We start from the raw sequence: 12219 nt of genomic DNA on the forward strand, positions 1-12219 counted from the left end.
CCGGGACATCCTCGGCGGGCTCACGCCGCCTCTCCGTCGCGCTGCGCCTGGGCGGACACGACAGGTCCCGCCCCCTGCCGCCGGAACAGCCGCTGCATCGCCGGCACCCTGAACAGGCTCGTAACGCCGTCCGGGCGATAGACGGCGACAACCATGATCAGAAGCCCGTAGATGAGCAGATCGACGTTCCGGCCGGTTCCAGAGAACCAGATGCGGGCATATTCCGAAAGGGCCATGAGCACAGCCGCCCCGACGAGAGGGCCGGCGATCGTGCCGATGCCACCGAAAATGGGGATCAGCGCGATTAGCACCGACTGGGCCGATGACAGGACGCTCGCGGGATCGATGAAGAGGACATACTGCGCGTAAAACACCCCGCCGGCACCGGTGATGGCAGCGCTCATCGCCATGGCGATGAGCTTACATCGTTGCGACGCAAAGCCGAGGCTCCGCGCCGCGTCCTCATCGTCACGAATGGCTCGCAGGATGAAGCCGAGCCGGGATTCACGCAGGCACCACGCAAACAGCGTGACGGCGGCTAGCATGGCCAGGGCGATCTGGTAATACGGGATGCGATCCCGATGGAATTGGAAATGCAGAAACCCGGCCGGCTTGATCGGCAGCGACAGGCCGGAAGCACCGCCTACGAAGGGCCATGCCGCGGCGAGCTGATACAGGATCTCAGCCACCACCAGGGTCGCGATGACGAAATAGTGGCCCTTCAGCCGGAAGCATGGCAGGCCGATCAGCACGCCGACGATGGCTGCCGCCAGAGCGCCCGCGCCCATCCCGATCCAGGCGTTCACGTCGAAGCGCACGGCTAGCAAGGTTGCCGTATAGGCGCCGAGGCCGAAGAACATGCCATGGCCGATCGAGGTCTGGCCCGCGAAGCCCCCGAGCACGTTCCAGCCCTGACCCAGCAGCGCATAGAGGAAGATCAGGGTGAGCAGCCGCAGTTCGAAGGCCTGGAGTTGGATGACATAGGGCGCAAGCGCTAAAAGGGCGAAGAGCAGCAGCAGCGAGGCCAAGCCGAAGCCTTGCGGCAGAGCCAGCCTCATGCGCGGCCTACCAGGCCGCGCGGCCGCAACAGCACCACGACTAGGTACAGTAGATAAACCGGGACAAATTTGAGCTGCGACGAGACGAAGAAACCAGCGAAGACCTGCAGCACGCCGATGATGATGCCGCCGATCAACGCGCCATGGATTGAGCCGAACCCGCCGAGGGCAACAGTCACGTAGGCCAGCAGCACGAACACGACGCCGACACGCGGGAACACGTAGTAGTAGTTGGACAACAGGGATCCCGCGACGCCGACGCAGGCGGCTCCAAGCCCCCAGGCCAGCGCATACATGCGGTCGACATTGATGCCGAGCGCCAGAGCCGCCTGCCGGTCCTGGGCCGCGGCCCGGAGCGAGCGGCCGAGCCCTGTCCGGAAGACGAACCAATAGAGCAGCAGGGTGGCAATGGAGGCCCCGATCACGGCGGCGACCTGCGGCAGCAGCAGGGTCACGTCCCCGATCTCGACCACACCCGAGAGCAGGCTGTCGGAGATGGCGTAGTAATCAGCGCCCATAGCGAAATGAGCCGCCGCCTGCAGGAAGACCATCAGCCCGAAGGTGGCAAAGATCTGTGAATGCATGCTCCCGCGGAGCACACGCCGCACCAGCAGATAGTAGACGGCCACCCCGAACAGAAACAGCGCCGCTGTGACGGCTGGCAATGTCAGCAGCGGATCAAGGCCAAGCACCGCGAAGGCCAAGTAGGACGCATACATCGCCAGCATGAGGAACTCGCCATGGGCGAAGTTGACGACGTTCATCACGCCGTAGATTAGGGACAATCCCATGGCGATCAGGGCAAAGATGAAGCCCATTCCGAGCCCGCTGAGCAGCAGCTGTATCATCAGGCTTCCCGACAGTTCCATCCCCCGGTCCTCAGCGCCAGGCGGGCCGCGGCCAGACCAGGGTTCCAGCGGCCAGGTTGAAGGGCCAGACCGTCTTGGGCACGCGGTCGAGCGTCTGGGTGAAGATCCCGCGCGTGAGCACATTCTGCCCCGTGCTGTCGAACCGGACCCCTTCCCATGGCATGATGGTGTCGGCCTCGCGGAGATCGGTGGCGATCAGGGCCTGACGGATCTTCTCGGGATCGGTGGAGCCGGCGCGGTTGATCGCGTCGGCGAGCGTCATCATCGCGGTGAAGGCGCGGGCCGGCGTGCCATCAAGGTCCTTTCCGAAGCGGTCCCGGTACATCGCGCCCACCTGCGCCACCACGGGCTTGCTGCCCGCGAGGTCCCGGGCCCAGTGATCGCGCACAAGAAAGAAATTGGCGTCCGCGCCCAGCGCATTGCGGAATGCGCTCGAGCCGAAGGCGGCGCCGAGGGCCATGATGCCCTGTGTGCGCAAGTTGTACTGCTTGTAGGTTCGGGCGAACAGGATCGCTTCGGCATCGTAGGAGGCGTGCAGGACGGCATCGGGCCGGGCGGCAATGAGTTGCTGCACCTCGCTCGTCACGTCTGGCGAGCCCTGCTGATAGGTGATGTCGGAAATGATCCGGAAGCCGGGCCGCTCCCCGATCATGCGCTTCACGGAATCCCGGAAGCCTTCGCCCCAGAGCGTGTTCTCATGCACCACGGCCATACGCTGGATGCCGGGGCCGCCCCGGTCCCGCACCTCGCTCAGGAAGGTGAAGAAGTCCCGCGTCTGCGTATCAGAGGACGGGGTGGTGCGGAAGAACCAGCGGAACCCGCGCTGGGTCAGCGAGGTGTCCTCCGACTCTCCCGAAATATACGGGATGCCCATGCGCTCCGCGACCTGCGACGAGGTGCCGGCCACCGAGCTGTGGAAGGCGCCGATCAGCGCTTGAACCCCGCGCTGCTCGATCAGCCTCGCCGCTTCCGCCTGACCGACCTCGGGAGAGCCCTGGTGATCGGCGGCGATGATCTCGATCTTCGCGCCGCCGAGATTGGGCAGGCCATCGGACTTGGCCAACGGCAAATCGATATTGTCCTGCGGTGTGTTGACGATGTCGACCGCAAGACGGATCGCGTTGAGCGTATCCTCGCCCGACTTCGCAACCTGCCCGGAGAGCGGATAGAGGGCGCCGACGCGCACCGGCTCGGCCGCTCCGGCCCGGATGGCCGGAGCGAACCCCAGGCCAGCGCTGATGGCGATCAGACCACGTCTTCTCATGTCCTGCCTCGAACTGTTGGAGCCGCTGTCACGACGGATGAGCCGCAGCATGGCGGCGGACGCCACTTGGATTTCACTGAAGATACTGAAGGATTCGCCTCATCCGTTGCAAGGACAGAATCCACCCCTCCTCTTAGCGCAGGACAGGGTTCTCCAGGGCGCCGACGCCGCCGAGCTCGATCCTCACCACATCGCCGGACCGCAGGAAGATGTTGCGAAAGCCGCCTACGCCAAACGGCGTGCCGGTTGCGATGATGTCGCCCGCGCGCAAGGTGGCCCGTGCGCTGATGAACTCGATGAGCTGCCAGGTGTCATAGACCATGAGACCGGTGTTCGCGTCCTGCATCACCGCACCGTTCAGCGTGGTCCTCAGAGGCAGCTGATGCACATCCGCGATACCTTGCATGCTGGCGATCCCCGGTCCGAGCGGCGAGGTGCCATCCAGGCATTTGGACGCAAACCAATCGACGATGCGGTGCTTTCCGAGCTCGACCCACTGGAGATCGCGGGCGGTGGTGTCATTCAGGATCGTCACGCCGGCCACATAGGAGGGCGCATCCGCGCGACTGACCTGCGTTGCGTTCCGGCCGATGATCACGGCCATTTCCCCCTCGTAATCCATCTGAGAGGACAAGGGCGGCAGGCGGATCGGCTCACCCGCGCCCACCAGGGCGGTGTAGGGCTTGGTGAAGATCACGGGCTGCGCCGGCACAGCCAAGCCGGCTTCCTCCGCGTGCTGGCGATAATTCGCGCCGACCGCATAGACCAGGCTGCCGGGATCGATAGGAGGCCCAAGCCGCACCGCATCCCGGGCCCAAGACGCCATGTCCTCGCCTGCCCCCCCAGTCGGATCCCAGCCTTGCGGATGATCCGCCAGGAAGGCGGCGATGCTGCCGTACCGGCCGCTCAGGTCCAGGACGTGCCCGCCGCTCAGAAGGCCGGGCCGGAGCTTGTCCTGCCCCGAAGGGGAGAACATCACAAGCATTGCGGACATCCGATGTCGCCCCGCTCAGCCGAGAACCGGCATGGCGTAGCTGAACGGCGCGCCATCCAGCCCGACCTGCACATCCGTCAGATTGCCGCAGCTCCGGCAGATGAACTGGCGTAGCTTGAAGCGGCCGCGGTGGTAGGCTTCCCCGCGGACCGGACCGGCAGCGGTGAGCGGCGCCTCCACAAGGCCAAGCGCGGCATAGAGGTTGTCCTGCGTCCCGCAGATCCGCTCGCCGCAATGGCCGCACGATACCGCACCCTCACCACCATCGACGACCAGCGCCGTGCCGAGTGCGGCGCGGCCCGGCCCAGGGAAGGACACGGCGGTTGAAGCGGCCGCCCCCTGCCCCGCCATGGCCTTGCGGGCGGCACGGATGGCGTCGCGCTTCGCCTCTGTCGCCCCCAGGTCCGCCATGCCGTCCGCGCTCAGAGCCACGCCATAAATATCGGCCGCCGCCGAGTTAGAGACGGCGCCGCGGGCCACGTCATCGGCCACAAGCTCCGGCGCCCGCAGCAGCGGGTCGCCATAGCCGCCGCCGCCCTGCCAGCTGTGATACCACACATCACCCGCCAGGATCGGGCTGCGCGTGTGCTTGGGCTGCAGCCATTCAATCGTGCCATCGGTCGCTGAAAGGCTGTCAGGAAGGGGCGATCCGTCCTCCAGCCGGCGCGCGATATCCGTCTGCACGACGCGCGCGATGGAAATTGCTGATCCCGGCATACCGCCCGAGATGCCGATCGCATTTGGCATCTCCGCACCAGTGCCGGCGAACAGGCCCTCGAGTTGCCCCTCCGGCGCGTCATAGATGGTGTAGGCCAGCTCGCCGGACCGTCCACCCCGGAACTTGCCGGGCCCGCCGGAGTCACGAAGATGCCGGCGGAACAGGTAGAGCACGGGATACTCCGCCTCCTGGTCCTCCACATTCGGCATATTGGGCGTCGTGTTGAACACGATGCCGGCAGTGTCGACGCCATCCCGGTCGAAGCTGGCTCCCCCGCCGCCACCAAAATGGCTCATCTCGGTGGCGGCGAAGGGGAAGCCGTGCTGGCTTGTTCCGGCGAAGATGGGCGCCATCGAGGTGCCGGACCAGCAGGCCATGGCCTCCTCCCGGTACTTCCCGCTCGCCAGTATCATCTGCGACAGGCACCGCCATGTGGCATCGATCGTCACGATCACCGCCGAGATCGTGGCCATCGCGCAAGGCGCCGGGTAAGCGCAGTTGTTGACCGTTCCGACCTCGCTGACGATGTCCATGCAATCCCGGACGCCACGGTTCCAGGCGATGTCCCAGCAGCAGTTCAGGTAGGTTGCCGTTAGGCAGGCCGCCTGAAGGCCCGCGTAGGAGCAGTTGATCAGACCACGCGCGTTCGGGCTGGTGCCGGTGAAATCGAATTTCAGCCGGCTGCCGACCTTGGTGAGGGTGCAGACGATCTTGTAGATGGCAGGGGTGTGGCCGTCATGATCGATATACTGCACCTCGCGCCAGGTCCCGTCGGGCAGCTCGGCCAGCCGCTCCTCCAGCTTCTCCCGGGCGTGATCGATGCACTGGTGCATCGCGGAGATGACCGTGCGTTCGCCCCAGCGCTCAAACAGTTCCAGGACACGCTGGCGGCCGCTGTTGAGCGAGGCGATCTGTCCCTTGATATCAAGCGCGACGAGGGGGTCACGAACCTGATTGCGGATCCAGCGCAGGATGTCCTCCCGGACCACCCCGCGGCTGACGATCTTCACCGGCGGCATGCGCAGGCCTTCCTGGTGCGTATCCACCACCTTGATCGAGAAGCCGCCCGGGTCCATGCCGCCATTGTCGAGCTGGTGACCCGACGCGCCGACCCAGGCGACCAACCGGCCTTCCCAGAAGACGGGTGCCACGGTGGCGATGTCGGGGTGATGGATCGCGCCGAGATAGGGGTCGTTGCAGATGAAGATGTCCCCATCCTCGATCACCTCCCCGGGCCCGATCGACTTCAGCGTGCTGTCGACGATCAGCGGGAGCACATTGCCCTGCGTCACGATATAGGGCCCGACCGAAACCAGCCCGCCATCCCCCAGCATGATGGCGGAGGCGGCGTCATTGCCAGTGATCAGGACGTTGGAGCCTGAGCATCGCATGTACTGGATGCCCATCTCCTCGCTGATGGTCATGAAACGGTGGTTCAGGACCTCGAAGGTGACCGGATCGATCGTGCCGATCATATCGGGATTGAGCATGGCCGGTGCTCCCTTTAGCGATGGGACGTGATGCGGGTGTTGCCGAAGGTGTCGATCCTGGCCGACTGGCCAGAATGGACCACGATCGTCGTGCCGGGATGCTCGATCACGGCAGGCCCTGAGATGACGGCCTCGGCCGGCAGTGTCGTGCCGTCATGGATTGTGGAGTCGACCATGGCAGCGGCGAAGGGGCACCATGTCAGGCGCCGCCCAGGTGCCATTGCAGCGAGGCCTGGCTTTAGCGAGACCGGCTCAAGCTTCTCGACCAGGCCGACGGCGTCCACCCCGTAATCCACCAACTCGATGCCAGCATCTTTGAGGCCGGAACCCGGGCCGAACAGGCGCTCATACTCTGCCTCGAAGGCCGTACCCAGTTCGAAGACCTCGCTGTCTGACGAGAAGGATGCGGGCGCGCGCACCCGCACGGTATGCACCTGCCGGCGGTACCGCGCCTCGGCCCAGCGCTCGTAGCGCCGGGCCGCCTCGGCCACCTCCGCCCCTTCCAGCAGCTTCGCCCCCTCGGCTTCCATTGCGGAGTAGATCGCCTCCAGCCGCCTGGGATCCACCGGCAGCGTCAGCGGGTCGGAGTACCGCAGGCTGAAGCGCAGGTCGGAAAGGGCCGCGCCATAGGCCGAGTGCACCGATGCATTGTAGGGAACGATGATCTCCTTCACGCCCAGATCACCGCCATAGGAGGCGGCGTGGACTGGGCCGGCACCGCCATAGGCCATCATCGCGAAGCGCCGAGGATCATACCCGCGCTGCAGCGTGGTCTTGCGGATCAGGTCGGCCATCTGCGCGTCGACCACACGGCGGATGCCGGCCGCTGCGGCGGTCACGTCACCCCCGAACAGCGGCTCCGCGATGCGACGGCGAATCGCCTCCTTCGCTAGGTCAACCTGTAGGGCCATGCGGCCACCGAGGAAACTGTCGGGCGAGATGTAGCCGAGCACCACATCGGCATCGGTGACCGTCGGCTCCTCACCGCCGAGACCATAGCAGGCGGGCCCCGGCGCCGCCGCGGCGCTCTTCGGCCCGATCCGCAGCCGGCCGTTATCGACCCAGGCGATGGAGCCGCCACCCGCGCCGATCGAAACCAGGTCCACCATCGGAAGGCGGAGCTGATACTGGTTCAGCACCGTCTCCTTGGCATAGGCCCAGCGGCCGCCCTCGATGATCGCGACCTTGAAGGTGGTGCCCCCCACATCGGTCGCGATCACATCGGGGAGCCCCAGCTGCGCGGCGAGATGGGCGCTTCCGACCACGCCCGCGGCCGGTCCGGATTCGACGGTGAAGATAGGAACCGTCTGCGCCGGCGTCGTCAGGCCGCCATTCGCCTGCACGACCAGCGGCGGCTTCGGAAGACCCTCATCCGACAGCGTCTTCACCAGCCCGTCCAGGTATCCCTCGATTACGGGCCCCACATAGGCGTTGAAAAGAGAGGTGGCGCTCCGCTCGTACTCGCCCAGGACTGGCGCGATCTCGGCGGAGAGGGAGACGTAGAGCTCCGGTGCCTCCTCGGCCAGGATGCTGCGGACGCGCCGCTCATGCGCGGGATTCTTGTGCGAGAACAGGAAGGCCACCGCCACGGCTTCATAGCCACGCGCACGCAAGGTGCCGGCAAGGCTGCGGATCGCTGCCTCGTCGAGCGGGTTCACCGGACGGCCGGCATAGTCCACCCGCTCTGTCACCTCGAAAATATCCCGCTCGTCGGCCAGTAGGCGCGGCTTTCGCGTCATGCGGTAGTGATGGCGCTCGAACACACTGAGGCCGGCGACTCGTCCACTGGCCCGCATGATGGTCAGCGTATCGCCGAAGCCGCGCGTCGTGATCACGGCCGTCTTGGCACCGCTGAAGGCGAAGATGGCATTGCTCGACTGGGTCGTCGCGTGGACAAAGCGCTGCGTTTCCCCAAGCACCGTATTTAAGGGCACCCCGGCCGCAGAAGCCACCTGCCGCAGCCCCTCCAGAACCCCCTCACGCAGATCGGCCGGGGTGGTGAGGGCCTTCCCAACGACAAGCCGTCCGGCATCGGAATCGAATGCAGCCACATCGGTGAAGGTGCCGCCGATATCGACGGAGATGGTGTACACGAACGAGCCTCCGTGCGTTTCAGTAATTTCAGTACAAACTCTCCGCGAGCGAGGCGTCAAGGAGAATCAGGGCCGGCATCGCGGAGATCGCTGCCATACCTTCGCGGATGTGAGGCACACACTGCTCGCGCAGACCGGAAAGAAACCTCTTGAATGCGTCCCCCGGCTCACTACACTGAATTTCAGTTCGGCGGAGCGATGCGCCCCTTGGGCATGTCGCTCCGAAATTGGACGTTCGGGAGAGTGCGCGACAGTTACCGGCGGGCAAGGTCCATCCTGGGGGACGGCATCGTGACGCAATCGCGGTCTACGGCTGAGTCACGCAGGTCGGTCGGCGTCGCCGCCCGCCTGCTCGGACAGCTCCTGGAGTTCGTCGCCGGGCTGATGCTTCTCGCGATCGTCTCCATCGTGCTGGCCGGCGTCTTCTTCCGCTACTTCCTCCATATTGGCCTGGGCTGGACCGAGGAGGCTGCGCGCTTCCTCCTGATCTGGATGAGCTTCATAGGCGCCGCGGCAGCAGTGAATCGCTGGGGCCACTTCCAGCTGGTTATCATGACTGCCTGGATCCCGCCGCAGCTGCACCGCGCCATGCAGGTCTTCGCCCTGCTCGTGGTCATGGCCACCGCCATGATCCTGCTACGCTTCGGCTGGGACATCATGCTCGTCAGCTGGGAGCAGGCCTCGCCGGTGATGGACTGGAACATGGGCCTTCTCTACGCCGTGGTGCCCGGCAGCGGAGCGGTGATGATCCTGTTTGTCTTGCGGCACCTGCTGGACGTGCTGCGAGGCGGGGTGCTGCCGCTCGCCGGTGCCGTTCAGGATGTGCATGTGGACCCCGTCCCCGGCCCCGCTGCCGGTGTCCCCGTCGCCAGAAGCTGAGGAGCGCGCGTCATGGCCACCCTCGTCATGGTCGGCAGCTTCCTCATCATGATCGGGCTGACGGCACCCGTGGCCTTCGCCATCGCGCTGTCGGCGGCCTTCGGGCTCTTGGTCGCGGATGCCGCGCCGCTCCTGGTCGTGCCGCAGCGCATGTTCTCCGGCGCCGACTCCTTCGTCCTTCTGGCGATCCCCCTCTTCATCCTGGCCGGCGCGCTGATGGAGACGGGCGGCATCTCAGCGCGCCTCGTTGACCTCGCCCGCGCCCTGGTCGGTCATCTCCGCGGCGGGCTGGGCATGGCGGTGGTGGTGGCGGAGATGTTCTTCTCCGGCATCTCGGGCTCGACGGTGGCGGATGTGTCGGCCATCGGGGCCATCATGGTGCCCTCCCTCGTCCGGGCCGGATTCAAGCGTGACCGCGCGGTCGCCATCGTCTCCGCCGCTTCCGCAATGGGAATTCTGGTTCCGCCCTGCCTCGTCATGGTGGTGATCGCCCAGATCGCAGGCCTCTCGGTCGGCGCCCTGTTTCTCGCGGGCTTCATTCCGGCCGCGGTCCTCGCGGCCGCGATCATGTTGCTCATCTACCTGCAGGCGCGGCGGGAGCCGATCACCGATGACCGACGCGCCAGTTGGGCCGAGCTGAAGCAAGTCACGCGGCGTGCCATCATCCCCATGATGATGCCGCTGATCATCTTCGGATCCATCCTGGGCGGCATCGCCGATCCGACGGAAGCTGCCGTCCTGGCCGTGGCCTATGCCTTCGTCGTCGGCGTCTTCGTCTACAAGGAGATCCGTTGGGACCAGCTGCCGAAGATCGTCATGGACAGTGCGGTCACCAGCGGCATCGTGATCTTCATGGTGGGGGCCGCGTCCAGCTTCTCCTGGATGCTCGCCTTCGAACAGGTGCCGCGGGACTTGGCGCGGATGATGCTGGCGGTATCGTCACATCCCTCAATCTTCTTCGTCATCAGCATCATCGTGTTCATCATTCTTGGCGCTGTCCTTGAAGGCTTGCCGGCGGTGATCATCTGCCTCCCGATTTTCCTTCCGATCGCGAGCTCGCTCGGGATCGATCCCCTGCATTACGCGACGGTCGTTGTGGCCGCAATCGGGATGGGACTCTTCCTTCCGCCCGTCGGTGTCGGGCTCTACATCGCGAGCTCCTTCGCCAACCTTCGTGCGGACCAGACTTTCGGCGCGATGCTGCCCTATGTCGCCGTCCTCTTCGCCGGTGTCCTGATCCTCATTGCCGTTCCCTGGCTGACCACCGCCGTTCCGCAACTCGTCTTCGGATCCTGAACGCAAAGGAGAGCACCATCATGGACCGCGCATACCGGCCTGGGCCGGGCCGCCGTGCACTGCTCGGCACCGTGCTGGCGACGACAGCGAGCGGGTTCGCCGGGCACCGCGCCCTCGGCCAGCCGGCGGTACTCCGGCTACCGCGTAAGTTCATGTTTAAGGCCGCCACCATCGTCGCGGAGAGCTTTCCCTATGTGGATGGGCTGAAGGCATGGAAGAAAGCCATCGAGGCCCGGACTGGCGGGATGGTGGACTTCCAGATCTTCCACACTGCGCAACTCGGCGACGAACGGACCATCAACGAGGGGATCCTGGCTGGCTCCATCCAGATCGGAATCGGCGCCGGCGCCTGGGCAGGCTTCGTTCCGGCCTACAACGTCGTGGAGTTGCCCTTCCTCATCCGCGATCTGCAGCACATGTACCGGCTGGCGGATGGCCGCTTTGGTGAGCAGATCGCCGATCACGCGGCGAGCAAGGGCTTCAAGGTCCTCACTTATTACAGTGCGGGCGAGCAGCATTTCCAGAGTCGCCGGTCGCCCATCCAGTCCCTTCAGGATTTTCGCGGGCTGAAGATGCGGGTGATCCAAAACCGCGCGCTTGTCGATGGGTTCAAGGCACTCGGCGCCGTTCCGGTTCCGCTGCCATATCCGGAGATCTACACGGCCCTTCAGCAGGGCACGGTCGATGGCACGGCGAATGACTTTCCAACCGTCATCTCGGCGCGCCTTTACGAGGTTGTCCGGCATTGCACCTTGTCGAGCTACGTGATTGAGCCAAGACCGGTGATTATGTCGAGGCGCATCTTTGATGGGCTGCCCAAGGAGCTGCAGCAGGTCCTTGTCGACACCGCAGAGGACTCGGCCAAGCTAGAACGACAGGTATTCGAGACGCAGATGCAGACGGCACGGGCGGAGCTTGAGAGACGAGGCGTCGCCATCGCGGAACTCTCCGACAGAGACAAATGGATCGAGGCGATCCAACCTGTCTGGAGCGAGTTCGGTCGCACTACCCCGGGGGCTTCCGAGTTAATCCGAGCGGCTCAGGACTTGGTCTGACGCGAGTCCTGCATTGGCAAATTGACGAGGCGTTGTTCCTCCGCCCCACGGTTGATCGGGACACCCTGCAAGCGGACGGTATCCGCGAATGGGGTGGATGATGACAACAGAGACGACGGATGCCGCTGGTCCTGGCCGGGGTGGTCGGATGTCGAGGCAGCGCAAGCGGGACGCGGTGCTGCGGTTGCTTCGGGCGAGGATCTAGAGACGGTCCCGCGGGCGCTGGGCGTGACCGCGTCTACCCTGAGCGGCTGGCGCGACGCTTTCCTGGCGGGGGGTGAGGCGAGCCTGACCACGCGGCCCAGCGACGGCGAGGCGCTGGAGAGCGAGCGGCTCAAGGCGAGGCTGGGCGAGATGTGGACTTCCCCGGGAGAACTGGAGAGCGCTCAGGTAAGGTCATGAGGACCTGGAGGGCGCGATGGGAGATCCACGGCAGCGAGGCTGGACGGAGGAGTTCAAGCGGGAGGCGGTCCGGCTGCTGTCTACGAGCGGGCGGACGGTGG

The 12219-nt window shown here is 65.5% G+C and carries 9 protein-coding genes and 1 pseudogene; 4 read left to right on the forward strand and 6 right to left on the reverse strand.

What is annotated here, in order from left to right; translation table 11 throughout:
- Positions 1-20: 20 nt before the first annotated feature.
- The 6 genes from ACO1BU_RS27545 to ACO1BU_RS27570 all read right to left on the reverse strand — a co-directional run bounded on the left by ACO1BU_RS27545 (position 21) and on the right by ACO1BU_RS27570 (position 8486).
- Positions 21-1058, reverse strand: a complete 1038-nt coding sequence (locus ACO1BU_RS27545) for a branched-chain amino acid ABC transporter permease (RefSeq protein WP_424139170.1) — start codon at positions 1056-1058, stop codon at positions 21-23.
- Complete coding sequence (locus ACO1BU_RS27550; RefSeq protein ID WP_424139171.1) at positions 1055-1927, reverse strand: branched-chain amino acid ABC transporter permease; 873 nt, start codon at positions 1925-1927, stop codon at positions 1055-1057. Before ACO1BU_RS27550 ends, ACO1BU_RS27545 begins: the two co-directional genes overlap by 4 nt.
- 10 nt (positions 1928-1937) lie before the next feature.
- Positions 1938-3191, reverse strand: a complete 1254-nt coding sequence (locus tag ACO1BU_RS27555) for an ABC transporter substrate-binding protein (protein WP_424139172.1) — start codon at positions 3189-3191, stop codon at positions 1938-1940.
- A 133-nt stretch (positions 3192-3324) separates the two neighbouring features.
- A complete protein-coding gene (locus tag ACO1BU_RS27560; RefSeq protein WP_424139173.1) occupies positions 3325-4185 on the reverse strand; it encodes a fumarylacetoacetate hydrolase family protein in 861 nt (286 codons plus the stop codon).
- A 15-nt stretch (positions 4186-4200) separates the two neighbouring features.
- Positions 4201-6393 carry a hydantoinase B/oxoprolinase family protein gene (locus ACO1BU_RS27565; RefSeq protein ID WP_424139174.1) on the reverse strand — a complete coding sequence of 731 codons (2193 nt, stop codon included), beginning with the start codon at positions 6391-6393 and terminating at the stop codon, positions 4201-4203.
- A 14-nt stretch (positions 6394-6407) separates the two neighbouring features.
- The gene (locus tag ACO1BU_RS27570) at positions 6408-8486 is read right to left on the reverse strand and encodes a hydantoinase/oxoprolinase family protein (RefSeq protein WP_424139175.1); all 2079 of its coding nucleotides are present in this window, start codon (positions 8484-8486) and stop codon (positions 6408-6410) included.
- Positions 8487-8729: 243 nt separating this feature from the next.
- On the opposite strand from ACO1BU_RS27570, the gene ACO1BU_RS27575 reads away from it, so the two are divergent.
- The 4 genes and pseudogenes from ACO1BU_RS27575 to ACO1BU_RS27590 form a co-directional block, all read left to right on the forward strand.
- Positions 8730-9365, forward strand: coding sequence for a TRAP transporter small permease (locus ACO1BU_RS27575; RefSeq protein WP_424139176.1), 636 nt, complete (start codon positions 8730-8732; stop codon positions 9363-9365).
- 12 nt (positions 9366-9377) lie between these two features.
- The gene (locus ACO1BU_RS27580; protein ID WP_424139177.1) at positions 9378-10661 is read left to right on the forward strand and encodes a TRAP transporter large permease; all 1284 of its coding nucleotides are present in this window, start codon (positions 9378-9380) and stop codon (positions 10659-10661) included.
- 20 nt (positions 10662-10681) lie between these two features.
- A complete protein-coding gene (locus ACO1BU_RS27585; protein ID WP_424139178.1) occupies positions 10682-11716 on the forward strand; it encodes a TRAP transporter substrate-binding protein in 1035 nt (344 codons plus the stop codon).
- A 97-nt stretch (positions 11717-11813) separates the two neighbouring features.
- Positions 11814-12073: pseudogene (locus ACO1BU_RS27590) on the forward strand (helix-turn-helix domain-containing protein); the annotation flags it as partial.
- Between the last annotated feature and the right edge of the window lie 146 nt (positions 12074-12219).

The sequence above is a fragment of the Roseomonas chloroacetimidivorans genome (genome assembly GCF_049629625.1).
In the GTDB taxonomy this organism is placed as follows: Bacteria; Pseudomonadota; Alphaproteobacteria; order Acetobacterales; family Acetobacteraceae; genus Roseomonas; species Roseomonas chloroacetimidivorans.

Excerpts from the sequence above, each read along its gene's own strand:
- ACO1BU_RS27545 (WP_424139170.1), bottom strand. The coding sequence starts at position 1,058 with ATGAGGCTGGCTCTGCCGCAAGGCTTCGGCTTGGCCTCGCTGCTGCTG.
- ACO1BU_RS27580 (WP_424139177.1), top strand. The coding sequence starts at position 9,378 with ATGGCCACCCTCGTCATGGTCGGCAGCTTCCTCATCATGATCGGGCTG.
- ACO1BU_RS27555 (WP_424139172.1), bottom strand. The coding sequence starts at position 3,191 with ATGAGAAGACGTGGTCTGATCGCCATCAGCGCTGGCCTGGGGTTCGCT.
- ACO1BU_RS27565 (WP_424139174.1), bottom strand. The coding sequence starts at position 6,393 with ATGCTCAATCCCGATATGATCGGCACGATCGATCCGGTCACCTTCGAG.
- ACO1BU_RS27550 (WP_424139171.1), bottom strand. The coding sequence starts at position 1,927 with ATGGAACTGTCGGGAAGCCTGATGATACAGCTGCTGCTCAGCGGGCTC.
- ACO1BU_RS27560 (WP_424139173.1), bottom strand. The coding sequence starts at position 4,185 with ATGTCCGCAATGCTTGTGATGTTCTCCCCTTCGGGGCAGGACAAGCTC.
- ACO1BU_RS27585 (WP_424139178.1), top strand. The coding sequence starts at position 10,682 with ATGGACCGCGCATACCGGCCTGGGCCGGGCCGCCGTGCACTGCTCGGC.